Origin of the sequence: Leptospira idonii, assembly GCF_004770995.1 — a bacterium.
GTDB classification, from domain to species: Bacteria; Spirochaetota; Leptospiria; order Leptospirales; family Leptospiraceae; genus Leptospira_A; species Leptospira_A idonii.
In genome coordinates, this window is the sequence record NZ_RQHW01000079.1 from 43,723 (window position 1) to 68,459 (window position 24,737).

A 24,737-nucleotide genomic window follows, 5' to 3' on the forward strand; every position below is an offset into this window, starting at 1 on the left:
TGTATGAAGGTTTCTTGCGGGGTGGGAGTCTCTTGAGCGAAAACTGTTCCCGAAAGAACAAAACTAACTAGGATCAGATAAAAAAAGATTGGGAATCGAAAGGGATTCATGTACATTTATCCTGCTTCTCTATTATGGAATGATAAATTGTTAGAAGTCAAACCTATTACATGCGAAAGAATCGGAAAGAAATCCATCTTCCTTTGGATGTTCTTTTTATGTTTGCTTTCCTTGTTCGATTGTCATAGGGAAAACAAAAACTTTTTAAAGGAGGATTCTTCCCTTTCCCTCTTCGATCGCAAAAGGGAATATCTCTGGATCGATCCTAACAAGAACATCAATTCCCCGGAAATTCTTCCAACGGAAGGATGGCAGGAGTTCTCCAAATCTACTTTAGGTTTTGAAACAGAATCTGACCAAGACCTTTGGCTTCGCTTTTCCGATCGGGGCTTAAACACATTTAAAAATCCGGTGCTCTTCTTTGAAATCGGCTTGGAATATTTGGATGTGTATCACGGAAACAAACTAGTGTATCGTTTTCAGGAAAGAGACTACGTTTTTCCGCATATCATTCCTGTCGAAAACGAATCAAAAGGATACATCTATATTTTATGTAGATCATCTTACAAAGGTTTTATCGGAGTGGATAAGGGGCTGAAGTTCCAAGAACATTCCGAAGCGCTCGTACATTTATTTCTGGAGAATGCTGCCAGATCTTTTCTTTCTCCGGTACTAATCGTCCTTAGTTTTATATTTTTGGGTTTGTATTTTCTAAGGAGGCAGGAGCGTCTTTATTTATATTTTTCCGCTTTATTGTTTTCCTGCGCCATCATTGAGGCAATGAACGGGTTTATCGGTTTTTCTTTGAAATCGTATTCCTATCTTACGATTCCCCTAATGTATGTTAATTTGACTCTTTGTCCGGTTTTGCTTCTTATTTTTTTGAGAGAAATTTTCCCGTTATTTTTCAAGAAGATCTTTCAGATCCTGGTCATCATCCATCTTTTCGTTTATTTACAATCGGCCATTCACAATTGGAACAAAGGAATTTCTTTTTTGAACAATGAATGGGATTACAGTTGGTGGGTGATTGTGGAAGGGATCATCGCTATTTTAGCTTCTGCCTATGTTCTCATCAAAGGGGAAACAAAATTAAAGCTCATTACTTACGGGCTTCTTGCGGTCATCGTCACAGGATGCCATGATACTCTCGTCGATATGGAAATTTTACCTTATCAATACAAACTGATCCATATCGGATTTTGGGCAATGATCTGCCAATTTGGATATTTCGTATTCAATTACTATTGGAACGTTCTTAAATCCGTAGACACATACAATCAGGAATTGCAAAAAAAAAATAAAGACCTAGAGAGGCTGATCGCCATCGACAAGGATTTGATTCTTGCTAAGGAATTACAAAGATCCCTCCTTTCCGACTTACATAAAGAAGACGAACAAATCCGGTTGATCGCATTCAGCCAATCCCTTCACAGCATAGGAGGCGATTATTTCGATCACAACAAAGACAGCCTGGGCAATTGGGCGGTTTTGATGGCGGATGTAGCAGGGCACGGAATCTCTTCCGCCGTCGTAGCCGCTATGACAAAAATGGCCTTTGCCGGCACATCCGCATATCTTCAATTCCCTTCCAGAGTTTTTAATTCTATGAACCGTCATCTGGCAGGGAAAACGAAAGGACTTTTCATCACTGCTTCGTATTTGTTTATAGATACGGAAGCATCTACTCTGTCTTATGCGAATGCAGGGCATCCTGGATTTTATATTTTACGAAAATCTTCTCCTCGTCTTTTGGAATACAAAGCAAAGGGAAGACCTTTGGGGATTTTTTCGGATATGGCCTATTCGGAAGAAAAGATAAGTTTGGAAGAGGGTGATAAGATTTTTCTTTATACGGACGGAGTTTTGGATTTATCCGATGATCATAAATCCAATTTCGGGGAAGAAAAACTAAAACAATTGTTATGGGAAAATAAACATCAGTCGATCAAAAGTCTGAGATCCATCGTCCAAGACTCCCTGGCATCTTTTTCAAGGTCTTGGAAGTTTCAGGACGATGATGTTTCATTTTTAGTGATAGAATATAAACATTCTAGCCTAATTCAGGATTCAGAATGAATCGAATCGGATTTCCTTTTTTATCCTCTAACGCATGTAGGTATTCATTCGCTTCTTCCAGTTTATGAATTCCGCTGATGGATCGAGTCAGATCCAATTTTTTTTCAGAATACAATTGAATGAGTTCGGGAATCGCCCTTCTGTCGGAGCCGTAAGAACCGGTGATTCTGATTTGTCTTTCGATGATGAAAAAAGGCATAGGGATTTCCAACTTGATTCTGCCGATTCCTACTAGGACGATCCTTCCTCCTCGGTTCATGCTTCGGATGCTGTTTTCGATATTGGGCATAAAACCGGAAAAATCCGCTAAAAGATCGATTCCTCCCGATTTCTCTTTCAGAATCTTTCCCACTTGCATATTTTTTTCCAAAAGAATCACTTCGTCTGCACCGTAAGAAACAGCATTGTCCAAAGAACCTTTGTCGATATCCACTGCGAAGATCTTTCCTGCACCTAACGCTTTTGCTATGGCAACGGCATGAATTCCCAAACCTCCGCATCCTATGATGGCAACGGTTTCTCCCGGTTTTAGATCTCCTTGGTATTTGATGGCATGATAAGGAGTCGAAACGGCATCCGCTAAAATCGCTCCTTGCGCATAAGGAATGTCATCCGGTAGTTTGTGAAGGTATCGTTCTTCTACGATGAGATATTCTGCGAATCCTCCTCTTTGGTTGAATCCTAAAACTCCGATTTCTTCGCATAAATTGTCTCGATTCGCCAAACAATGAACACATTTCCCGCAGGAAGTTCCCGCACTGACTACGACTCTGTCCCCCAATGAGAATCGGGAAGTGTTTTCCCCCAGTTCGACGACTTCCCCGGATGTTTCATGACCGGGAATGCAGGGAGAATAAGTCGCTTTCATTTTTCCATGTAGGATGAAGTGAATGTCGGATCCGCAGATCCCGCAGGCTTTTACTTTAATTTTGATTTGATTCGGAAGAACGGGAGGAACATCCACTTCTTCGATTTGCAGGGATTTTGTTGCGCTGTTTAAGATTGCCGCTTTCATTAAAACATTCCGTCCAATTGATTCAATAGATCTGCAGATGCATCTTCTTTCACATCGAGATAATCCAAAGTGATTTCGATCGTATCCACCAAATAGTATTTATGATTTCTGTAAGATCCGAAAAAGTCTCGAACCTTTTCTTTTTCATCTTCTGTTAGGCGGCCTTCCAAAGTCAGTTTGGACAAAGCCATCACACCGAAGGCGGATTTAAGTTCGTCGGAATGATTTGCGATTTCGAATAATTCTTTCGTATCTAGTTCAGGAAAAGTGGGAAGCATATCCGAAATCAATTCCATGGCACCGATGGGAATCGCTCGATCCAGAGACTTGACATAATTCATGAGAATTCGATAACTTTTGCTGTCTCCTACATACGACAAAAGATATACCAAACCGCTTAGGATCGCTTTATGAAATCCCCAGCTCAATCTGCCTGAGTCGGCTTCCCGAACCAATTGATAGACCAGCGCCCAGGTATTCTTTTCCCCTTTCGCCGCCAATTTCATCAAATCCAGAATTCTTTTTTCCCAAAGGGGGGAATCCATCTCGGATTTCAGAATTTCTATGGATTCCAAAGGGGAAGAGGGGAGTGGTACGATCGCAGAAGCCATGGTGTATGACATAATATGACGAAAGGATACGAAGATGTCTTTTCTTTTTTATCTTGCTAAGGTTTTCCATGAGAATCCGAAAATAAGGACATAAATGCTAAGATTAGGATCTTTTCTCATCCTGCTCCTTTTTGCCTGGTCGGAGTCTTCTCCGGATCAATCCAGTTCAAAGGCAACCCAGCTAATTCGCGTTAGTTATGGATTGAAGGACAATTATGAATTTTTGAGAATTTTAAACTCTACGATTACGAACAGAGGGACGGAAGATCAAAAAAAATATTTCAAACGCTGCATACAACATCATATCGAATCGGAAATTCTACATTTACAAATGGACTTGGGAAGATCGTATGCGGAGCTTAGGCGAACTCAAGGTCTTTTGATCAAATTGTACATTCTCGTTTTGGAGGATGAAATCGCGGACTTGGATGTGGAGTTGGGAAGATTGGCCAGACTCGCCAACGGAAAGGAAAAAACGGAAACCAAACTCTATTTGAGATTAGGATACAGAGAGATTGCCGTTGCGAAACAAAAATTCATCATAGGAAAAAACATCCGTCCCTATTTGTATTTGATGAAATTACAAGAACTAGCATTCGCTTTAAAGTCGCTCAAACAAACGGAAAAATACATCGTTCTATTGGGACTTTTGCACGACTCCGTCGATGAATTCGACAGAGAAGCCCGTTCTTTTGCAGGACTTGTAGGTGAAGTGAATCGAATCATTGTCAATGATCGCGAGAAATACCTGAAGTTATTGTACGACAGTCAATTCGATTCTTATAATGCGATCAGTTTTTACGAAGGAGTTTGGAAACAGCCGGATCTATTCGAGTTGGCGCAAGGAATTCCTAATTTTGATCCTAAGTACGAACGTAATCCGGAAGAGGTAAAACCTGTCGGAGAAAAAACAAATACCAATCCATGAGATCTTTTATCTGGGAATTTCCCCTAACTGCAAGTTTTGCGGTATTTATGATCATTTTATTTCCGGTGATCAATATCTTTTTTCCAAGTTCGGTAGAGGAATATTTTATCTCCACTCCCGGAGAACTTCAGCCGATCAATTGGGTTCTAAGCACTTTTTTTCACGGTTCTTTCGGCCATTTGTTTATGAATATGTTTTTCCTGTTGATTTTGGGAAGAGTCGTCGAATTCAGAGTGGGTAAATCGAAATGGCTCGTATTCTACTTTATGGCAGGCATATTGTCAGTATTAGGTGACTGGTTCGTAAGAGGATTGATTTTAGGAGACCGCACTCCCGTTCTAGGAGCCAGCGGAGCGATTGCAGGCCTTGCTTCCGTTGCTGCCTTACTTTCTCCTTTCCGTTTCCCGATTTCTAAAAAAACAGCCATCCCTTTTCCGGTTTTTCTTTTCGCCTGGATGATGATTTATTCCGACATCACCAATTTATTTGCAAAAGACAATGTGGCCCACTGGGCTCATTTAGGCGGATTTTTTTCCGTATTCGTAACTGCTTATCTTTTGGACCAACACGAAAGAAAAGAAATCCGGCAGGGCTTTCTCATTAATTTGACCTTTTTTACATTGACTGTCATTCTTCTATTTTTTATCAACAATAGGTAATGCAGATTAAATTTAAGGCCTTTGACTATACCTCTGACGATACATTCGAAGAATCCGAATACGAATATTCGGGAAGCCAGGAGCAGGGTTGGGAGATCCGCAGAAACGGTTCTACTTACCTCCATTTAGGCCCGGGCTATAAAGTCCTTAAAACGAAAGCGTGCGGTGTTTGTTCTACGGACATCGACAGAAGATTTTTACCTCATCCTCTTCCACAAATCATCGGTCATGAAGTTTTAGCGGAAAGCATCGATGAATCTCCCCAAAAACAATATGTAGTCGAAATCAATGATACTTATGAAGCGAGAGGGGATCGAAATTTAGATTCTTTCTGTTTGGAAGGAATTCCGACTCACTCTCCTGAGAGAAAGGTTTTGGGAATCGACAGGCTTCCTGGGGGATTCGGTCCTTACATTCTTGCTCCTCAACATGCAGCCATCGATGCAAGCGGAATCTCTTCCAAAGCTGCCGTGCTGATGGAACCATTCGCTGCCGCTTTGCAAGCGATACTTGCTTCTCCTCCTCAAGCGGGAGATCATGTTGCCGTTTTAGGCCCTCGTCGTTTGGGAAGTTTAATCTTAGCTGCATTGAGAGCTCACAAACAGTCTCAGAAAGTTGACTTTCGCATAACTGCGATTACTAGACACGATCATTTAGTGGCTCTTTCCAAAAAGATGGGAGCGGACGATGTGATCGATTTGAGAGTGACGGATGTCACTTCGTTAGAAAACAAATTCGATATTCTTTACGATACTACCAGCACCGCCAGCGGATTCGAATCTGCGGTGAAATTGGCAAAAAGAGAACTCCATCTAAAAACTACCAACGGTCAGGTGATGGGCGGTCTCAAACATTTGACGGAACTTGTGGTGGATGAACTTTCTTTGCTGCCTGCCGATGCAAAAAATTTGGATTTTCATTGGCCGAAAGAAAAACGTTCCAATCAAACGATCTTTGTTTTTTCTTCCGTGGCTTCCCGATGGAAAGATAAAATTCCGCAGGGAATTCGATTCTATGAAGGAAACGAATCGGATGCGGAACGTATTTTGGCTTCGAAAGAATTCGAAGGTAAACTTCCTCGTTTCGATTTGGTGATAGCTGGTTCTCCGGATGAAATCGGAAAAACGATTCGCCCCAATTCAAAACATGAAAATGCGATCGTCCGCCCTAGAAGCGCCATATTGGTAGATACTTCGGACGCATCACAATGGTCAGGTGATGCTGCCACTGCGAAATCGTTCTTCGATGCGGGAAAAGTCATTCGTTCTTCCCGATGCGGTGACTTTCATTATGCAATTAAACTTTTGAAAGAAAACCCTGACGTAGTGAGTGCTTTGGAAGAGAATATGGTATCCCATCATTTTAATGCTTCGGATCTTCCTTCCGCTTACTCTAAGGCGAAAGAACCTTCTTCCGTAAAAGTAGTGGTCAACTTCGAAGATTGATCCGGGTAAAAACATCCAATGAACAAAACAGAAATTGAAACCTCGCTCGGGCCGTCTTTAGTTAAAAAAGATTCTCATCTTTGGGAAATTGATCTTTCTTCCCTGAGGATCTTCTTCGGTCTCTCCATTCTATCCAGATCTCTTTCGGAAGAAATCGGAAACCTGCTTCATACGAGTCCGGGAGATATTTCCTTCATTCAGAAAATCAATCCTAGCATCAATCATGAGTTAGTTGATATGCACATTCAATATGTGCAGGTTCACTCCAGAGTGGGTGTATTCAAGGACTGGTTGTTGTTTCGGGATCAATTCGAGGAAGATCTCCGTTTCGTTTTGGGATCTTTTCAAAGACAGTCTTTGGCAAAAAAACTTCACCCTGAATTCTACAGCCAAGATCCCAAGTTTCAAGGTTCTGTCGCACTTCTGTTTCCTTTTTATAGAAACAACCGATCCGAAATCGTAAACTACCAAATTCTTTTGGAAAGAGTTACAAGTCAAATCAGTGTAGGTGACTTTTTCATTCGCATAACGATCGATTCGGCGGATAGTTCCCCTTTGAATCTTTCCAATATCCCTCATGAAATCGTTGCAGACAGCGGAGTGAGAACTTACATCGCAGGTTCCTCCAAAATCAGTGAGTCCCTAAACAACGGAATTATCAATGCCGCTCAAAAAGGAGAAACCTTTTTCGAGGAAGAGAACAGGCATTTCAGCAAGGTATTCGAACAAATCGAAAAAACACCTTTAGGCAAACTAACTAATATTAATTTTTATTGGGAGGATCAATTTAGGAATTTAATCCTGAATACCGATCCTCTCAATTCCCTTCCTATGATGAAAAAACTTTTCATTCTTTTGGAAGATTCCGAAGTGGCAAAATCGATCAAGGAAGGAAATACTATCCTCGCTAAACTCGGAAAAACGGAAGTTTATGTAGACCTTTCCCGTTTGGATCGTGTTCTTAATTTCAGTTTCAATAAAAAACGAACTCATGTGGATTCCGATTTTTATCTGAGAAGGATGCCTTTATTGGAAAAGGTGGGCAACTCGGAAAATCACAATTTGAATTTTTCAGGAATCCATATCTTTCTCATCCATCACATCACTTCCGAGATCATCGCTATGATCGAGGCTCTGAGAAGACTGGAAGTCAAATCTTTGGATGTCGCCTTTGTGAAGTATGGCGGGAATATTCCTCCCGTTTATTTGGATGTTCTTTTGGACATTCCTACGGAAGCATTTTTTATGGCGGGTTTGGAGTTCAAACTCACCAAAAACAACCGCCCCTATTATGCGGTCTCTCCGCTTTACAGTAATTTTTCGGAACACAAATTCTTTTCCCAAAAACTGGAAGAGGCTAAATTCGGCTTTTTTGACGCAATGCGTTATTTGGCGACTTATCTTTTTTTCAATAAGATCCTCAAATTCAAATCCGGGGACGATAAAATTCTTTTGATTGAAGACGGAGGATATGTCGCTCCCATTTTGAATCAAAGATGCAAAGAAGATAAAACTTTGGGAGAGTTATGCGAAGAATTCTGGATCTCCTGCCCTCAGGATTTGGCTGGACGCAAACTCAAAGACTTTTTATCGGAAAGAGTGGTCGGAACCGTAGAACACACTCGAAACGGTTATGATCGTTTGGTGAAAACGGCGGGTGTGGAAAAAGATTTGGTTTTCCCTGCATTTTCCATCGCGATTTCAGAGCAGAAAACTTTGGAAGAATCGAAAGAAGTAGCGCATTCGATTTTGAATGCGATCGAAAACGCATTACATGGATTAGGCAAAGTTCTTTCCACTAGAAAGATCATGACCTTGGGATCGATGGGAAACATCGGCGGTTTTCTTCAAAAGTATCTGATCGGGGGAAGGCTGCATGAGACGAATTTGAAAGTCATCGAAGTGGATTTGAAATGCAAATCTTCCACGGATGTGTTGTTTCCCAATTTTACTAGCGTGAGCGATGAGATTTTTTATGACATCGACCTCATCATCGGAGTTACCGGAGATTCCGTTCTCAAACAGAAGGATTGGGAAAACTGGATTTTGAACGGCAACAAACCTCATTTGTATGTTGCCTCAGGTTCCACGAAAACGGTGGAGTTTGCGGATCTCATCGAATGGCTGAATCAATTGTATTTAAACAATGATCCTAAAATCGGAGACATTCCTGTCCGACTTACCAACGATCGAATTTTAGATCCTCAAACGCAGATGGATTTGGGGGGCAAGGTCAGATTCAATTTCGTCCAAGACGGGAAAGAAAAAGAAAAAACGATTTTCCTCCTGAGCGACGGTAGCCCCATCAACTTCTTATTTTTCGGAGTTCCAACGGAATCGATGGATCCTATCATCACCCAATTAACAACCGTTTCTTTAGGACTTGCCGGTCATTATAAAAACAAAACTCTCCCTGCCCCGAAATTGTATGCGGTCGATCATCAAATCGATCAGTGGGGGAAATCTTTATGAGCGACCACGGATTTTTCCAAATCACTCAAAAACTTTTTCTGAGAGATGGAAACAAACTTCTAGTTATGCGAGATAAAAAATCGGGTCATGGAGATCTTCCCGGAGGAAGAATGAACGATGACGAATTCTTCGATGATTGGATGAAAAGCGTTTATCGGGAAATCGAAGAAGAATTGGGAAAAAACGTTCGTATCCAAGTGGAACCCAAACCTATTTTCATCCATAAACACAGAGTCAACGAAGGAAATCATCCTTGCATCATAGTCGCTTATCATGCGAAGCTAGTATCGGGAGAGATTCAAATTTCGGACGAACACGATTATATGAATTGGGTTTCCGTTTCCGATTACGATCCTTCCGAATTGTTTTCGGAGTATATGCTGGAAGCAGTCAACGTTTATCTAAAAGAATATGCATAATCTATACGTACCTCCTATTAAAATTTTTATCTTTTTGTTCTTATTGGGTCTCACCGGATTCGGAGCACATGCTTTTCATAGAGCGGATGTTCCTACCCCTTCTCTTCCTACGATCCCTACTTATACATATAAGGCGGAGGAAGCGGAAGTTTCTTTGGCGGAAAAAACCTGGTCGAACATCGTCATCCAAACCAACGGTGCGGATAGAAAATATGGAAATATCATTTCCATGCAGGTCTATCTAAGATCTTCCGATTTCGCCAAAGAAGAATGGTGGGCGGGAAGAATCGAAGAACTTTTAAAAACCGGGAAAGATGCCAATATTTATGATCGAAAAACAATCGTTATTTTTCCAGAACACATAGGAACCGGTCTTGTTTTTTTAGGCGAAAAGGAATCTGTCTTCGAAGCTAAATCCTGGAAATCCGCTTTGGATCTATTCGCTTTAAAACATGAAGCGGATCTGACACCTTTTCTTCCTTCGGATGTTTCCAAACCTGGCGCCAAATGGGAAGCATCGTTTCGATTGCAGGCTCAAAAAATGGCGGATGTTTATCAAAAAACATTTTCCGCTCTCGCCAAACAATATAATGTTCCAATCCTTGCGGGTTCTATCCTGCTTCCCGGTCCGAAAGTGGTTCGAGGAACTCTTGTTATAGATCCTAAAGCTCCTTTGTACAATGTTTCCGTACCTTTCGCAGCCGATGGAAGAGTGATGGATCCTTTGGTGAAAAAGACGGTTCTTACCGACGAAGAAGAATCTTTCGTGACTGCGGGAGAAGTCAGTCAGGACAGAACTTGGATCGTTCCCGGCTGGAAGGTAGGAGTTTTTGTGGGCCATGAAGTGTTTCATGCCGCATTGTATGACAGATTGAAAGGTCGTCCTTTGGATGGACTTGTTTCTCCGGGTTTTTCTTTCTCCAAGATGAATCGAGAAAGATGGAAAGATTATATTCAAGATCCTGAATTTATGTCTCTGTCGGATGAGGATGTTTGGATCAAACACGGATTGCCCAAACACATCAAAACCACTAGAGCAGTGGAGTCTGTGCAGGTATTTCTTCAGGGAGACTTTTTCGGAGAAACTGCATCGGGAAAAACATTTAACATTCGTGATTTTGTAAACCAAGATGAATCCGGCTCGTCCAAAGAGCCTAGAATATTGAATCTATACTTTTAAGTTTTTTATGATAAGCGACTTAATTCTTCGGGCTTTTTTTTCTCTTATCATAAAATCCGTTTGACATAGGGACGATTACGGAAAGAATTTCGAAGTGCTATGTCGAACTCCGGCCTTCCTAAAAATGAATTCTATTTAAAATGTCCCCTCTACGCAAAAGGATTAGAGGTTTGCCCTAGTTCCAAAGACCGTTTATTGCCTACCGACGTCAGCCTGCTGACAACTCACTGCATAACCGACCATTACAAAACCTGTTCCTTCTTTTCCGGACAAAAAGAGGCGGAGCAAGCCGCCTAACCATCATTTAGTTTCTTTACTTTCTTAAAATAATCATACATCGACCAGTCTTCTTGAGAAAATAGAAGATTGTCGATGACAAGCTCTCCTTTTTTATTCTCATACACGATCCTGTCTCCTGACACTCCCCAAAGCCTTTCCAGAAAAAAAGGCAAATGTTCCTTCTTTCCCAAAACCTTCCATTTCATGGGTTGATTCGGTTCGTTTTGATTTACGGAGATGAATTCATCTTTTCCGCTTAGTTTCCAAGAAATCGCTTCTCTCGTAGAGATGGGAGTTCCTTTGGAGAGATAGGGATTTTTATTCGGCCCGTAAGTGATTTCTCTGAGATATAAATCTCCTACTTTCCCGCCTACGACATAAGCAGAACTTCCGTTGTTGTAGAAAATTCGGGGAAGGACGATGTCTTTGGACAACAAAGAAACTTTGGAATTCGAAAAGTTCAGATAATATAAGTTATATGATCCACCGGTGCCCACCCAGATGAGAAAATCTTTTCCTAATGTGGCTAGCTGGTAATTTGCTTTCAGTTTTGGGAAAGCGGTCGGAAAAAAATCGGATGCGATGTATCTTTTCGGTTTTTTAGGAGGATAGGTATTTTCTATATAAAGATCGTTTTCGAAAAAATAAAGAATTTGCTCCCCGCCGGAGGTGACTGCCATTCCTGTTTTGCAAGGAATATGAACTCCTGATTCGTATTCCAAGGTGGGATCTAAAATGGAATAGGCGAATATGGCACAACCTCCTTTTTGTTTGAGAGGATATTGCACAATCGCATAATCTGAGTTTGTTGAAATTTGAATGTTATCTGGCCTGAGTTTGAGTTCCAGCTCTTTACTTGTATCGTTGATGAGATCTTTGAAGAAAAGGGTTTTGTTTTCTGTCCAAACGATTTTGGTTCTGTCTTCCGAAACTTGCAGAAGCCTAGGTTGGTTCGGTTTTGATTTGGATAGAACCTCTGCGGAATTTCTATTGCCGGACAGTCTGTCTTGAAGCAAAGTAAGCGCTTTTTCGTATTTTTCTTTGGCGATCAGCTCGTCGATTTCCGAGATGAGACTTTCGTGTTCAGATTGGCAAGATACTAAAAAAATAAAAAGGGAGAATCGTAAAAATTTCACTCTAATTCCTGTTCGGCGATATGGTTCCAAGATTCGATTTCTTTAGAAAACAATGCGTGTGCGGTTTTGCCCACTTTTTTGGTATCGAAGAAAGCGAAAGTTCCCGTCACAACGGCTCCTCCTAGAGGAATCCATCTGGCGAATTGTTTTCTTAGGACTGTTTTTGTGATGAGTAGGCCGACTTTTTCGAGAAGGGTTTGAAATACCCTAACTGTTGTTGGGCGAATCAGTATTTTTAGGGAAGTTTCTTCGATGATTTTTCGAAACACCTGTGCGCTTCCGTGTTTGAAAAGGCAATACAACAAAAGTTCCCTGGTGACATGAACTTCTTTGCCATGAAGCGCCGCAATGTCCAAAACCAAATGCCCTTGAATTCTATAAATCACCAAAAGCTCGGGTAAAATGCTGAGAAGCCCCAAGGGACCGGGAGGAAGAGAGCAGGTGGCGCTGACCAGTCCTGTTTTGAAAGCGGCATTTTGAACGAGTTGCTCCACCATGTCGTCGGGAGATTGGATGGTGGGAGCATAAGGACTTCTGTATTCTTCCAAACCCGCAAAAAGGTCAATTAGGCTCTCTAAGAAGGAATTTGACTGGGGGAGGGTGTGATTTTCGTTTATCATGTCCAAATGGGCGAGAGATTTTGGTTTATCAAAATGGGGCATTCTCTACCCTTTCCATAGACATGATAGACAGATTGAAAAAAATACAAGAAAAATACCTGCGCATCGAAGATGAGTTAGGTAAGGCTACGCAATCCGATCAATTGAAGGCTCTTTCCAAAGAAAGATCTCGCCTAACGCCTGTCTATAGTAAAGCGATCGAATATCTTAAGATTACGAAGGATATGGAGGATGCGAAATCTTTGCTTTCTTCCGAATCCGATCCCGATATGCATTCCATGCTAAAGTCGGAAGTGGAAGAAGGAGAAATCAAACTGGAAGAACTTTCCAAAGAACTGGAAATTATGCTTCTTCCTCCGGATCCGAATTCAGGAAAAAACATTCTCGTGGAAATCCGTGCCGGAACGGGAGGAGAAGAATCCGGATTATTTTGTGCCGATCTTTTCCGAATGTACAACAAGTATGCGGACAAGCTGGGAATGAGAGTGGACATCATCGATTCAAGTCCGACAGGAATCGGCGGTTATAAAGAAATCGTTTTCTCTTTGGAAGACGATAGAGCTTACGATTATTTTAAATTCGAATCGGGAACCCACCGAGTACAAAGAATTCCAGAAACGGAATCGGGTGGAAGGATCCACACTTCCGCAGTGACCGTGGCTGTGCTTCCTGAAGCGGAAGAGAGAGAAGTCGACATCAAAGAAAGCGATTTGAGAATCGACGTTTATCGTTCGTCAGGTGCCGGTGGTCAGCACGTAAACACTACCGACTCTGCCGTTCGTATCACTCACATTCCTACGGGAGTGGTTGCCGCTTCTCAGGAAGAACGTTCTCAGATCAAAAACAGGGATAAGGCGATGAGAATGCTTCGTGCCAGAATCGCAGATCAAATCGCCGAGTCCGCCAAACAAAGTGCAGATGCTTTGAAAAAAGCACAAGTAGGTTCCGGAGATCGTTCCGAAAGAATTCGAACTTATAATTTTCCTCAAGGAAGATGCACCGATCATAGAATCGGTTATACGAGCCACAATTTACCTGCCATTATGGAAGGAGATTTGGAAGAGTTGATCGACGCTTTGGTTCAGGAAGACAGATCGAAACGTTTGGCCGAGGCAAAAGCCTAAAAAGCCCTTGCAAGATCTTGATTAAAATCCTTACATTGTCCGTTGAACTATGTGAAAACAATTTGGCGGCGGGCAATGAATGCGAATCTACGAAATTTACTCTTAACTCTTATTTTTTTCTGCATTTCATGCAATAAAGTAAACAGTGGAGCATCTTCCTTATTGCTGGCACTAGGCGGTGCTTCCTTTTTTCAAACGATTGATTCTAGGGAAATCATCATTCCTCCGAGTGAAGTTTCTATCAAAGCTCCTGAACTTGTTTTGCCCGGTGGGATGAATCCGAAATATTTCGGTGTTGAAAAGCTGAATGAGCCTCCTCCGCCTCGATTGAACGCACATTATATTCCAATTAGCGCTGTTTATGAAATTGGCGCTTTAGATTCCGCATTTCAATCCGTTAAGACTGAAGCTGATTTGGAAAAACTTCGTATTCCCGAAGGGGAGTCGGCAAAAATTTCATTTTCCTACGATAAATCCAAGTTAGCTGATTTGGGTCTTGCGGAAGATTTTGCCGTTTTTTATCAGGATGCATTGTCAGGACATTGGAAGAAGTTGAATTATGTTTCCGTAGATAAAACAACAAAAACTGTCACTGCTTTAACGAATCACTTTACTCCCTTTGTACTGACTTCCGTTTATTCTAATGTAGGGAATCTTCCTGCTGCACCGTCCTGTATTTTATCTGAGTATCCCGATCAAATACAATCACCTTCTTTTACGGGAGGATATCGTCCTAGATTTTATTCCGTAAAAGGCGGTCATCGATTTTATGCTGACAGAGATTATGTGATTTTAGATGATCAAAACTTTGCAAGTTTGGGCTTTGAAAACGCCTTGGGGATTTCCACTTGTGAAGGTTCTTCTGATTGCGGAGTTTCTTCTCTTCATAGTCTTTCGAATCAAAATCAATACCTTGAATTCGAAATGAATGTCGATTTTGACATTTTTGTTATGTACGATACTAGAGGCGGATCCGGATCTTTAGATGAGCGAAAATACGATACTAGCCAAGATCCGAATTGGCTTCGTTCTAATTTCACTTTGTTAAAAGATATTGAAGGCCTGCCTGTTTTCCTTAGAACTACCAGTAGTGCGGATTATTATTCTATATATTATAAAACAGTAAAGCAGAATGAAAAGATTAGTTTGGGAGGGAATCGTTTTGAGGTTACGGATCCTAACATTCAAAGTAATTATTGGGTTGTGGTAAAACCGGCTGGTTTTACCGGAAATCGTTCTTCTCGTTTCTTATGTACTCGCGATTCCGTTCGGGAATTTCCGGGCACCATTTCTAAATTTACTGGGATTCCCGGAAAAGACCAGGTAACCCTTTCCTGGTCTCAGCCAGTGGAGAAATCGTTTGCAAAAGTGTTGCTTAGGAAGAGCACTTTATCTTCTCCATCAGATCCTCTTTCAGGCATCGATTTGGACGGAGTGGAAATTTCGAGAAATGTATATATAGATAAAAATCTTCTTTCTGATGCAAATTATTATTACACATTATTTGCGTTAGATTCTGAGAATAATGTGATCGATTCCAAATCAATTCTTGTGCGAACAGGTGCGGATACTGACAACGATGGAGTTTCGGACGATGCTGAAATAGATATAACTTTCGGAAACGGGAATACCTCCAAGTTGCTGGTGGATACGGATGGAGATGGAATTTCCGATGGTGAAGAGATTGCAGCCGGAACGGATCCTACTTTAGGGGATTCTCAAAAACCAGTGATCTCTCAGTTTCTTTTGCAAAGCCTTCAGCTAACCTCTTTTCCTATCATAGAATTTAAGGTTCAATCTACAGATAACGTTCAAGTCAAAAAATGGTCTGTTACCGAATCTTCCGATCCTCCTTCTAGTTTTGATAGTAGATGGAGTTCGAAGGAAGTCATCAGTTTTACTGGCACAGAGAAAAAACTCTACAGACTGTATGCTTGGGTGATGGATGCCGCAGGAAATGTGAGTTCTGCAGTACCTCCGATTGAGGCTGAGATAGAAGGATTTGCTTATTCCAAATACTTTTATCTTACCAAAGGGAATGGAATTGAAACATTAGAATACAGCCTGTCCAGCTTTGGATTCGATTCTATCGGTTATCTTGACTTAGGTGAAACGATTTTAGATACTACTGTGAATGATGCAGGAAGCAGATTGATCGTTTCTTTGGCAAATTCGTTTCGAGTCTATTCCATTGATGCAAATACGGGAGTTTTGGCAGAGATTGCCAGAAAGCCACATACATATAGTTATAGTAAAATTAAACTTTCTGGTTCTGGAGGGCAACTTTTCGCACAAACGGGAAATTATATTCACAAATATACTTTAGATGGGAATGATAGTTTGGTTTATATCGGGTCTATTTTTGGAACCAGCGCCGGCGGCGTCGCTTCCGGTTATACGTTAGAAGGTGATCGATATAGATGGAGTGATTCTAATCCTCGTTTTTGGGGAGACCTTTCCCCCATTCCTAGAAATGTATTATTTGACTTTGATATTACTTATTCAGGTGATGCAGTATTCTACCCGGTCATTGAGAAGTATTTGCCTCCACCTACCAAACAGTTCGATGAAATTTGTACTAGAGGTATCCCCCCTATTTGCAATAATGCGGATACTTTCACATGGATTCAGAGTTTTGAAACAGGAGGCTATTTACTTAAAATCAATTCTGCTAAAAATGCGGATTATGGAAGTTCGCTTGCACAACTTCTTTTGGGTGATGACGGGGATATTATAAACATAGCAATTTCAAGAACCAATCCGAATTTGTTATTTGCGCTTACTGCAAATAACAAGCTAAAGGTCTTTTCTGTGGAAACAAATATATCAGCGACTTATCAATCTGCTTCCGTTACGTTGCCGAATGGCAGTTCCGGTTTCGATTTAGATCCCAAAGGGAAATATCTTTTTGTAAGTAATTTTTCCAATCAAACCGTCAGCAGATATGATATTACCGAAAATGGATCTATAAGTTTCAAAGATACAATTTCGACTTCCTTTCCCCCGAAAAAGATATTATTTTCGCCGAAAGGAGAACAATTGTTTGTGTTTAGTGACTCTCACATTCAAACTTTTTTAATGAACTCTATTTCTGGATCTATATCCGAACTTGCTTTGGTAGAAATAGGTTCTGGAGTAATAAAGACAAATGCATTAACTCGAAGTGATTTAAATCTTCCTCCGATCCTTCAAACAAGTCATCAGAACTATCTCATGTCTAGTTTCGTAGAGAATGGAGATCTTGTTCAAGAAAAATTATGGGAAGGGTATGGCCATTTAGGAGCGTCTACTTCCAATTGGGGTGGTTTCCTCATAACTCTATATGACTATCCTGAGTTTAATGGACAAATTAGATATTTGCAAGATCCGGATGCAGAAAGATGCAATGCCAATGTAAGCCAGTATCGTTATACATTTGACATTTTATCAAAACCTCCTACTTCCAATTTGACAAGATCTAAAATTCAACATCGCAATTTAATAGGGAATGGGAGTTCGATCGATCCATCTCTCACTGGATGGTTCAAATTTAAACCTGATAAGCCCGGCAAGTATATGCTTACTTCTTCCTGGACAGATCATCAAGGCAATTGTGGAACAGACCCTCAAACGGGAACGAAAACATTGACTTTACAAACAGGAACATTGAAGACAGCAAGCGGTTATTCGTTAATTGGTGATCCTCTACCTCCTTTACGTTACCCTGGTGCATCTAGGTCTATAACATTCAGGAAAGATGAAGTATCTGGAAGATATAGATATGTATTATTTGGGGATGGTGTTTTTACAAGAAAGTGTACTTGGCCAGGTGTCTGTGACTTGATGACAGGACCGTTAACTACCACTTGTAGGAAGCTTGGTGCTGGATTTGATTCTTATGAGGCTTTAGCAACTCATTGTAGTTCTATTTTAGTTAAAAAGCCTTTTTTTGAGACCACCTTCAGATGGTCGAGAGGCCCTTATTACAAATATACTGACAGTTGGTATGAATAAATGAAAACATATTCACAGAAAACGATATTTTTCTGTGAATTTCGCTGGATAACCTGTTGTTAATATATAGGATCGAAATATGTGGAGAAGGGAATTCTTGAAAGTTGTTAACCTAATTTTGTTATTATCTATTATTCTGCTTATTGCCTGCAAAAAAGATAAAAAAGACCCTTTGGAAGATCTTATCCTATTGTTATTGATTCAACAATCTGTAGATCCTAGTGGTCCTGACCCCTTGTATCAATACCAATGGCATCTTAAAAATAATGGAGACACAACAGGATCCTTAGTTGATGAAGATGCCAGAGTTGAAGCTGTTTGGGCACAAGGGATTAAAGGAAATGGAGTTGTTGTAACTGTTAACGACGATGGTATGGATACCGGCCATGAGGATCTAAAAAAGAATTATTCAACTGACTTTACCATCGATTATACGGGCCAGAATGCTTTTTATTCCGTAACTAGAAATTGTGCTGTCAGTGGAAGCGGTGGTTATGGTTGTCATGGAACTTCCGTTGCCGGTGTATTAGGTGCCGTTGAAAATAATGCAAGAGGCGGAAAAGGTGCTGCTCCCGGTGTGAAGATAGGTGCCAGGAACATAGGACTAACAGATAGTAACATTAATAATGCGGATGCAATGTCGAAAAACACTGCTTCTGTTTTTATATCAAATAATAGTTGGGGATATCCGGACGGTACGGGGAAAATTGATTTTTCTTTAGGTGATTCTTTGTGGCAAGCGGCTGTAGATACTGGAGTTCAAACGGGGAGATCTGGAAAAGGTACGCTTTATTTTTGGGCAGGCGGAAATGGTGGAACTTCAATTCGATCGGGGAATATATATACACCAATACAATATGATAATTCCAATCAAGATTCGCAGGCGAATTATTATGGAGTCTTTGCCGTTGCTGCATTAGGGAATGATGGCAAAAAAGCAAGGTATTCGGAAGACGGTGCTAATCTATTAGTATCTGCTCATTCTTTGGGAAATTCGGGCGTAGCGATTACAACAACGGATGTAACCGGAAACGGCGGATATAATATTGGAAATAGTTCTACTAATTACTCTGACAAAAATTATACAAACACATTCAGCGGCACTTCTTCCGCCACTCCTCTTGCCGCAGGGGTTGCCGCATTAATATTAGAAGCAAATCCTAATATAACAATGAGAGATATGAGAGTATTGCTTGCGAGAACTGCTAGAAAAAATGATCCTACCGACACTGGATGGATTCAAAATGCAGCGGGACTTAATTTTAATCACAAATATGGGTTTGGTGCTGTAGATGCAGCCTCTGCTGTGACTGCTGCAAAATCTTGGTCTAGTTTAGGGAATGTTCAGAATTCAGTTACTGTAACAGGAGGTACTGGAGGAGGTACATCGGTACCTAATAATAATGCTACAGGGCTTACGAATACCGCAAATTTCTCTTCTTCATCGCTCACAACTGTTGAATTTGTTGCATTGACCATCAATATTTCTGCGGCTACTGAGAATTCAGGCGATCTTTTGATTGAATTAACATCACCTAGCGCAACGAAAGCGGTTCTTGCCATACCTCATGTTTGTTATGCGAGTGCTACTTCCTCCACTCTTAGCAAATGCACTAATTACGCAAATTGGCGTTTTGGAGCGACTACCTTTATAGATGAACCGGCAAACGGGAATTGGAGTTTGAAAATTTCCGATCTATGTAATTATTCAGCAGGTTCCACTACATGTTCAAACTGGGGCGGGTATTCTGTGAATTCAACGAATCTGTCTGTAAGTAACAATGCTCATACTTTGAATTCTTGGTCTTTAAAAATATACGGAAGATAAGCTACCACCTTTAGGAGATAAAATATGAAAACGAATCAAACATTCAGCATTGTAAGTTATAACATTGTGATCTTTAATTTTCTTTTCGCATGCGCAACACATCCTATTTATTCAGAGGACTTAACTCCTGCTGATTTATATTATTATGATGGGAAGAATCGAATCGAATTGGAAGTAGAACCTGGTCTTCTTGCCGAGTTCGGAGCTCCAGAAGAACATACTTCTCCAAAGTCAAAATCTGGAGTCCGTGCATTAGATAAAAATGCGGGTTTAGTAAGAATAAAGGGCAGAACAAATATCTGGAAAACAAATGCTCAAGGCGGCTCCGTATCGACTTCGAAATCGTTGAATCAATCCAAACGAATCGGATATTCTCCTGTTTTTCGATCCTCTCAAGACGGGACGTTGCTCGCTCTTCCAGGCAATATCATCGTGGAATTCAGTCCTTCTTTATCTCATAGTCATATAGAAAACTGGCTGGCAATGAAAGGACTGCGTCCTGTAAAAAAATTGGAAATTGCGAATCGGAATTTTTATGAAGTGGAAACTCCTGCAGGAGTTCCTGCTTTGAATCTTGCAAATTCGTTAGTCGGTCAGGAAGGGGTTGTTTCTTCCTCTCCGAACTGGTGGAGAGAAGTAAGTCCTAAATAGTAGATCTATTTTTGACCGTATAAATCTTCTTCTTTCGCAGTATAATAATAAACTAATTTTAGGATGTCGTCCTTTTTTACCGGTTTGGTGAGATAGGATGTGCAGCCTGAATCGAAACTTTTTTTAATGTCTTCTTTCAAGGCATTGGCGGTCAGAGCGATGATCGGAGTAAAATGTTTCAGTTTGGTTTTATTTTCGACTTCTTCCCATTTCCTGATTTTTTCAGTGGCTTGGTTTCCGTCCATAACAGGCATTTGCATATCCATAAGAACGATATCGAATTTATTTTTTAAAAACAGATCATAAGCTTCTTTTCCGTTTTCTGCAACAGTGATATGAATAGGATACTTTCTAAAAAAGGTCTGAATCAGGAAAATGTTTTCAGACGAATCTTCGGCTAATAATAGTTTGATATTCGGGAATACACTCGGCTCCGGTAAATCCATCCCCAGCCAGTCGTTTTTGAAAAAGTAAGGATCTTCTTCATGAGGGATATAAGGAATTTCGAAGTAAAACAGAGAACCTTTTCCTTCCTCGCTTTTGAGGTAAATTTCTCCTCCCATCAAATGAATCAATTTTCTGGTAATGGAAAGCCCTAACCCTGTCCCTCCGTACTTTCTTGTTGTAGAGTTGTCCACTTGAGTGAAACTCTCGAAGATAGATTCCAATTTTTGTTTCGGGATGCCGATCCCGGTATCTTCTATTTCAAAAAGAATGTTTTCTTTTTTGGATTTTTCAATTGGAGTCTTTGTTATGCGAACAGAGATTTTTCCCTTTTCTGTAAACTTAAAAGCGTTTCCTATCAGGTTGATTAAAATTTGCTGGATGCGGGTCAAATCTCCGAACACGGATTTGGAGATGTCGGATGCGATGCTCCATTCCAACTGAATTCCTTTTTTCTGAGCACGAAGTAAAAATAAAGAAACCGTTTCTTGCACAAGTGCGTGCAGATTGTACGGATGGTTCTCTACTTCCAGTTTTCCGGCTTCGATTCTTGAAAAATCCAGAATGTCATTGATGATATTGAAAAGGGCTTTGCCCGAATTCTTCAGAACTTCCAAATAAGTGATCTGGCTTTGATCCAGATTGGTTTCTCCCAAAACCTCGGTCATCCCTAGTATGGAATTCAAAGGAGTTCTGATCTCATGGCTCATTGCGGCTAAAAAATCGGACTTCGCATTCGAAGCAAGAATCGCTTCTTCCTTTGCCAAAGTGGCCAGATTCATTTGTTCCCTAAGAAGTTTCTCTCTTACTACTTGCTGAGATACGTCTGAAATTTGGATCATACAGAGGGAATCTTCGGGGCGTTCCATCGGAATAGGAATGATGTGTAAAAATTGGCAGATTTTGTCCCCGGAAGTTTTGGCCAGATGGTTTTCGTAGAGAGGAAATGGGAAAGGATTTAAGGAATGAGTGAGGATCGAATACTGGTTATGTTCCAAACAGAGTTCGATCGATTTATAAGTGCGGGTTTCTTTGAGTTCGGGAAAAGCAATATCGAATTTTTTTCCCAGCAAGGTTTCTTTTTCTAGATAAGAATAACGGCTGAACCAATCGTTTACCAGTAGGATCTCAAATTTGGAATTGATGACGATGATTCCAATTCCCGATTTTTCCACAATCGATAGGAGATTTTCCTGGTTAAGTTCATTCATTTTATTTCAATTTTTCAATCAGTACTTTCGAAAGTTCTCGAATGCTTTTGAATTCAAGAACAAAGAAAATATATCCTACAATGTCTTTTCCTTTCAATCGATAGTCAATAAATGCCACTAGAATTGTATCGGAATTTTTCTGATCGAAAAACTCATCTTTGACGATATCTTCGTATTTTCCCACAAAAAATTCGGGAATTTTTGTTTCTATTCTTTTTTCCGCAAGTTTGGCGAGGTTTGTAAGCACGGAATTCAGGATGATGTTTCCGATTTCACTCAGAGCGTCTTTTTCGAATTGAGCGACTTCGTTGATGGCTACATAATCCTTCATCATCATTTTCACAATCTCCAAACTGGAGTTTTTGTGGAAGAGAAGAAATGCGGATCCTGTCCCCATACCTCCACTGAACTTTTGTTCTATGGAACAAACTTCCTTGTCTGCAAGCGCTTCCAATCGAAGAGCTTCTTCCAGCCGGATGATATTTAAATTCGGTACAGTCAAAAGAATCTCATCGGATACCATTTCACTCATCAGTTTTGCTGCTGCACCCAAACTGATGTTAAATATCTCTCCGAGAGCGTCTTCTTCCAGTTCTGTCAACTGATCCATATTAAGTCCCTGCGAAAAGAGTCTGTAATTTTTCTGCTGAAATGGGTTTTTCTATAAATTGAATTCCTAATGCGGAAGCTTTGTCTTTGATCGCATTTTGGATGTTTGCTGTGATGAGAGCGATTTTTGCCGCAGGATATTTCTCTTGCAGGCGTGCCGCCAGATCGAGTCCTGAAATTTCGCCCGGCATATTCTGATCCAGGGTGACTACATCCAAGGAAGGCAGATTCGGTAAAAGAGAAACCGCCTGGTCTGCAGAACTTGCTTCATGGATGTCCCAAGATCCGCTGTTGTCTGTGATGATTTTTCGAATCATCAATCTTGTGACTGTGCTATCGTCGACGATCAAAGCCTTTTTGGATGACATTTTGTAGCCCTACTTTTTTCTTCACATTCTAAGAACGAGTTGTCCTTTTTGCATCTGACGAGAAAAATAAAACATCGAAATAGGAAGTAAAGTGCGATCGTATATATTTTTATTATTTTTTATCACTTTATCATTATCTAATTGTTCCTCGGCGAATGGCAGGTGTTTGGAGGGGGAGTGCGAAAACGGGTCCGGTACTATGGAAATGGAGGATCTTTCCGTCTACGAAGGAAGTTTCTCCAATAAAAAAAGGGAAGGATTGGGGAACCTAACCTACCCGAATGCGGAGAAGTTTGACGGTTCTTTTTTGAACGACGCTAAAAACGGTTTTGGATCGTATCTTTACTCTAACGGGCAAAAGTTTGAGGGTCATTATGAAAACAACCTGAGGTCTGGTCAGGGTAAGTATATATATTCCGAGAAAGAACTATTCGAGGGAAATTATTCCGAAGGAAAGAAGGACGGCCAAGGAGTTTATTATTATTCGAACGGGGACAAATTCGAAGGGATTTACAAAGAAGGCAAACGAAACGGTCCGGGACGTTATACCTTTGCGGATAAAAACATTTTAGAAGGGGTATGGAAAAATAATCTTTTGGAAGGAAAGGCGGTCATCCGTACTCCCAAAGGAGGACTCATTCTGATCGGTTATTGGAAGAACAACGAATACCAAGGAATGAATCCTCTCGAAGAGGAATAACTTTAACTTTTAATTCAATAACTCGAAATTGCTAATTCCTAAAGACTCGTATATCTTTCGAGTCGCCTTAGATTTGTTTAGCGTATACATATGAATTCCTGCCACTTTGTGGTCCAAAAGTCCTCTGACTTGTTCTGTAGCCCAGTGGATTCCCACGTTTTCCGCATAACTATCGTCTTCCGCTCTGGAAAGGGATCTCAAAAGTTTTGCGGGGAACCGCGAGCCCAGAGAGAGTTCCGCCATTCTCGCCATTCCTTTTCTGGAGGAAATCGGCATCACTCCTGCAACGATAGGGATTTTGATTCCTGCGATTTCGCATCTTTCTACAAAATCGTAAAAATCATTATTATCAAAAAATAATTGGGTGCAGATGTAGTCTGCACCTTGATCCACTTTCCATTTCAGATATTCTATTTCTTTCAGTCGGTTCGGAGTAGACGGGTGCCCTTCCGGAAAACCTGCCACACCGATCCCCATTTCAGGGAAATTTTGTTTGATATAAGAGACCAGTTCTCCTGCATATTCGAACCCGTTTTCCGGTTTTACGAATTCGGTTTGGCCTTTAGGAGGATCTCCCCTAAGAGCCATTATGTTATGGATTCCGGAGGAATTGTATCTTTTTAGAACTTCTCCGATTTCATCTTTAGTTGCCCCAACACAAGTTAAATGGCTTACGATGGTGAGTCCTGTTTGTTTTTGCAATTTCACCACAAGGTCGTGAGTGAGGTCTCTGGTAGAACCACCCGCTCCGTAGGTCACACTGACATAAGCAGGATTCATAGACGATAGATCCTGAATGGTTTTGAAAAGATCTTCGGAAGCTTCCTCATTTTTGGGAGGGAAGAACTCAAAACTAATCGATGTTTTTTTGCGACCTAAGACTTGGGAAATGTGCATAAGGACTAT

Annotated in this window: 20 protein-coding genes; 12 read left to right on the forward strand and 8 right to left on the reverse strand. The window is 40.8% G+C overall.

Going from position 1 to position 24,737, the window contains the following annotated elements; genetic code table 11:
• Nucleotides 1-108: 108 nt before the first annotated feature.
• The gene (locus EHS15_RS18120) at nt 109-2,139 is read left to right on the forward strand and encodes a SpoIIE family protein phosphatase (protein WP_135762003.1); all 2,031 of its coding nucleotides are present in this window, start codon (nt 109-111) and stop codon (nt 2,137-2,139) included.
• Here EHS15_RS18120 and EHS15_RS18125 read toward each other — a convergent pair.
• Together EHS15_RS18125 and EHS15_RS18130 are read right to left on the reverse strand one after the other, a co-directional pair.
• Complete coding sequence (locus EHS15_RS18125; RefSeq protein ID WP_135762004.1) at nt 2,114-3,154, reverse strand: zinc-binding dehydrogenase; 1,041 nt, start codon at nt 3,152-3,154, stop codon at nt 2,114-2,116. The two genes, EHS15_RS18120 and EHS15_RS18125, sit on opposite strands and share 26 nt — an antisense overlap.
• Entirely contained in the window at nt 3,154-3,777 is a 624-nt protein-coding gene (locus tag EHS15_RS18130; RefSeq protein ID WP_246052296.1) for a hypothetical protein, read from the reverse strand. Before EHS15_RS18130 ends, EHS15_RS18125 begins: the two co-directional genes overlap by 1 nt.
• A gap of 82 nt (nt 3,778-3,859) precedes the next feature.
• Between EHS15_RS18130 and EHS15_RS18135 the strand changes: the two genes are divergently transcribed.
• The 6 genes from EHS15_RS18135 to EHS15_RS18160 are packed head-to-tail and all read left to right on the forward strand — an operon-like array spanning nt 3,860 to nt 10,868.
• On the forward strand, nt 3,860-4,693 hold the full coding sequence (locus tag EHS15_RS18135; RefSeq protein WP_135762005.1) for an adhesin OmpL37 family surface protein: 834 nt from the start codon (nt 3,860-3,862) through the stop codon (nt 4,691-4,693).
• Nucleotides 4,690-5,352 (forward strand): rhomboid family intramembrane serine protease, encoded by a 663-nt coding sequence (locus EHS15_RS18140; protein ID WP_135762006.1) that lies wholly within the window; start codon nt 4,690-4,692, stop codon nt 5,350-5,352. The genes EHS15_RS18135 and EHS15_RS18140 overlap by 4 nt, the downstream gene beginning before the upstream one ends.
• Nucleotides 5,352-6,797 (forward strand): MDR/zinc-dependent alcohol dehydrogenase-like family protein, encoded by a 1,446-nt coding sequence (locus EHS15_RS18145; protein ID WP_135762007.1) that lies wholly within the window; start codon nt 5,352-5,354, stop codon nt 6,795-6,797. Before EHS15_RS18140 ends, EHS15_RS18145 begins: the two co-directional genes overlap by 1 nt.
• An 18-nt stretch (nt 6,798-6,815) precedes the next feature.
• Complete coding sequence (locus EHS15_RS18150; protein ID WP_135762008.1) at nt 6,816-9,269, forward strand: hypothetical protein; 2,454 nt, start codon at nt 6,816-6,818, stop codon at nt 9,267-9,269.
• Nucleotides 9,266-9,688, forward strand: coding sequence for an NUDIX domain-containing protein (locus tag EHS15_RS18155; protein ID WP_135762009.1), 423 nt, complete (start codon nt 9,266-9,268; stop codon nt 9,686-9,688). The genes EHS15_RS18150 and EHS15_RS18155 overlap by 4 nt, the downstream gene beginning before the upstream one ends.
• Nucleotides 9,681-10,868 (forward strand): carbon-nitrogen hydrolase family protein, encoded by a 1,188-nt coding sequence (locus tag EHS15_RS18160; RefSeq protein ID WP_135762010.1) that lies wholly within the window; start codon nt 9,681-9,683, stop codon nt 10,866-10,868. The genes EHS15_RS18155 and EHS15_RS18160 overlap by 8 nt, the downstream gene beginning before the upstream one ends.
• 293 nt (nt 10,869-11,161) lie before the next feature.
• Here EHS15_RS18160 and EHS15_RS18170 read toward each other — a convergent pair whose 3' ends face one another.
• Together EHS15_RS18170 and EHS15_RS18175 are read right to left on the reverse strand one after the other, a co-directional pair.
• Complete coding sequence (locus EHS15_RS18170) at nt 11,162-12,283, reverse strand: hypothetical protein (RefSeq protein WP_210416377.1); 1,122 nt, start codon at nt 12,281-12,283, stop codon at nt 11,162-11,164.
• Complete coding sequence (locus EHS15_RS18175; protein WP_246052297.1) at nt 12,280-12,945, reverse strand: EcsC family protein; 666 nt, start codon at nt 12,943-12,945, stop codon at nt 12,280-12,282. Before EHS15_RS18175 ends, EHS15_RS18170 begins: the two co-directional genes overlap by 4 nt.
• 20 nt (nt 12,946-12,965) lie before the next feature.
• Here EHS15_RS18175 and prfA point away from each other — a divergent pair, with 20 nt between their 5' ends.
• The 4 genes from prfA to EHS15_RS18195 all read left to right on the forward strand — a co-directional run bounded on the left by prfA (nt 12,966) and on the right by EHS15_RS18195 (nt 20,499).
• Complete coding sequence (prfA, locus tag EHS15_RS18180) at nt 12,966-14,027, forward strand: peptide chain release factor 1 (protein ID WP_135762116.1); 1,062 nt, start codon at nt 12,966-12,968, stop codon at nt 14,025-14,027.
• A 75-nt stretch (nt 14,028-14,102) separates the two neighbouring features.
• Nucleotides 14,103-18,020 carry a beta-propeller fold lactonase family protein gene (locus EHS15_RS18185; RefSeq protein ID WP_135762012.1) on the forward strand — a complete coding sequence of 1,306 codons (3,918 nt, stop codon included), beginning with the start codon at nt 14,103-14,105 and terminating at the stop codon, nt 18,018-18,020.
• Between the two features lie 97 nt (nt 18,021-18,117).
• Nucleotides 18,118-19,848, forward strand: a complete 1,731-nt coding sequence (locus tag EHS15_RS18190) for a S8 family serine peptidase (RefSeq protein WP_167884283.1) — start codon at nt 18,118-18,120, stop codon at nt 19,846-19,848.
• A 24-nt stretch (nt 19,849-19,872) separates the two neighbouring features.
• Nucleotides 19,873-20,499: a hypothetical protein gene (locus tag EHS15_RS18195; RefSeq protein ID WP_135762014.1), complete on the forward strand. Its 627-nt coding sequence runs from the start codon at nt 19,873-19,875 to the stop codon at nt 20,497-20,499.
• Between the two features lie 5 nt (nt 20,500-20,504).
• Here the strand turns inward: EHS15_RS18195 and EHS15_RS18200 are convergent, their stop codons facing one another.
• Genes EHS15_RS18200 through EHS15_RS18210 form a run of 3 tightly spaced genes read right to left on the reverse strand, consistent with a single transcriptional unit; the run spans nt 20,505 to nt 23,131 of the window.
• Nucleotides 20,505-22,154, reverse strand: coding sequence for an ATP-binding protein (locus EHS15_RS18200; RefSeq protein WP_135762015.1), 1,650 nt, complete (start codon nt 22,152-22,154; stop codon nt 20,505-20,507).
• A gap of 1 nt (nt 22,155) precedes the next feature.
• Nucleotides 22,156-22,764, reverse strand: a complete 609-nt coding sequence (locus EHS15_RS18205) for a chemotaxis protein CheC (RefSeq protein ID WP_135762016.1) — start codon at nt 22,762-22,764, stop codon at nt 22,156-22,158.
• A gap of 1 nt (nt 22,765) precedes the next feature.
• Entirely contained in the window at nt 22,766-23,131 is a 366-nt protein-coding gene (locus EHS15_RS18210) for a response regulator transcription factor (protein WP_135762017.1), read from the reverse strand.
• Nucleotides 23,132-23,330: 199 nt separating this feature from the next.
• Between EHS15_RS18210 and EHS15_RS18215 the strand changes: the two genes are divergently transcribed.
• Nucleotides 23,331-23,831 carry an MORN repeat-containing protein gene (locus EHS15_RS18215; RefSeq protein WP_135762018.1) on the forward strand — a complete coding sequence of 167 codons (501 nt, stop codon included), beginning with the start codon at nt 23,331-23,333 and terminating at the stop codon, nt 23,829-23,831.
• A 9-nt stretch (nt 23,832-23,840) separates the two neighbouring features.
• Here EHS15_RS18215 and metF read toward each other — a convergent pair whose 3' ends face one another.
• A complete protein-coding gene (metF, locus tag EHS15_RS18220) occupies nt 23,841-24,728 on the reverse strand; it encodes a methylenetetrahydrofolate reductase [NAD(P)H] (RefSeq protein WP_135762019.1) in 888 nt (295 codons plus the stop codon).
• Nucleotides 24,729-24,737 lie beyond the last annotated feature (9 nt).

What these genes read in the sequence shown, in the direction of transcription:
- EHS15_RS18120 (WP_135762003.1), top strand. Translation starts at nt 109, where the DNA reads ATGTACATTTATCCTGCTTCTCTATTATGGAATGATAAATTGTTAGAA.
- EHS15_RS18125 (WP_135762004.1), bottom strand. Translation starts at nt 3,154, where the DNA reads ATGAAAGCGGCAATCTTAAACAGCGCAACAAAATCCCTGCAAATCGAA.
- EHS15_RS18130 (WP_246052296.1), bottom strand. Translation starts at nt 3,777, where the DNA reads ATGTCATACACCATGGCTTCTGCGATCGTACCACTCCCCTCTTCCCCT.
- EHS15_RS18135 (WP_135762005.1), top strand. Translation starts at nt 3,860, where the DNA reads ATGCTAAGATTAGGATCTTTTCTCATCCTGCTCCTTTTTGCCTGGTCG.
- EHS15_RS18140 (WP_135762006.1), top strand. Translation starts at nt 4,690, where the DNA reads ATGAGATCTTTTATCTGGGAATTTCCCCTAACTGCAAGTTTTGCGGTA.
- EHS15_RS18145 (WP_135762007.1), top strand. Translation starts at nt 5,352, where the DNA reads ATGCAGATTAAATTTAAGGCCTTTGACTATACCTCTGACGATACATTC.
- EHS15_RS18150 (WP_135762008.1), top strand. Translation starts at nt 6,816, where the DNA reads ATGAACAAAACAGAAATTGAAACCTCGCTCGGGCCGTCTTTAGTTAAA.
- EHS15_RS18155 (WP_135762009.1), top strand. Translation starts at nt 9,266, where the DNA reads ATGAGCGACCACGGATTTTTCCAAATCACTCAAAAACTTTTTCTGAGA.
- EHS15_RS18160 (WP_135762010.1), top strand. Translation starts at nt 9,681, where the DNA reads ATGCATAATCTATACGTACCTCCTATTAAAATTTTTATCTTTTTGTTC.
- EHS15_RS18175 (WP_246052297.1), bottom strand. Translation starts at nt 12,945, where the DNA reads ATGCCCCATTTTGATAAACCAAAATCTCTCGCCCATTTGGACATGATA.
- prfA (WP_135762116.1), top strand. Translation starts at nt 12,966, where the DNA reads ATGATAGACAGATTGAAAAAAATACAAGAAAAATACCTGCGCATCGAA.
- EHS15_RS18185 (WP_135762012.1), top strand. Translation starts at nt 14,103, where the DNA reads ATGAATGCGAATCTACGAAATTTACTCTTAACTCTTATTTTTTTCTGC.
- EHS15_RS18195 (WP_135762014.1), top strand. Translation starts at nt 19,873, where the DNA reads ATGAAAACGAATCAAACATTCAGCATTGTAAGTTATAACATTGTGATC.
- EHS15_RS18200 (WP_135762015.1), bottom strand. Translation starts at nt 22,154, where the DNA reads ATGAATGAACTTAACCAGGAAAATCTCCTATCGATTGTGGAAAAATCG.
- EHS15_RS18205 (WP_135762016.1), bottom strand. Translation starts at nt 22,764, where the DNA reads ATGGATCAGTTGACAGAACTGGAAGAAGACGCTCTCGGAGAGATATTT.
- EHS15_RS18210 (WP_135762017.1), bottom strand. Translation starts at nt 23,131, where the DNA reads ATGTCATCCAAAAAGGCTTTGATCGTCGACGATAGCACAGTCACAAGA.
- EHS15_RS18215 (WP_135762018.1), top strand. Translation starts at nt 23,331, where the DNA reads ATGGAAATGGAGGATCTTTCCGTCTACGAAGGAAGTTTCTCCAATAAA.
- metF (WP_135762019.1), bottom strand. Translation starts at nt 24,728, where the DNA reads ATGCACATTTCCCAAGTCTTAGGTCGCAAAAAAACATCGATTAGTTTT.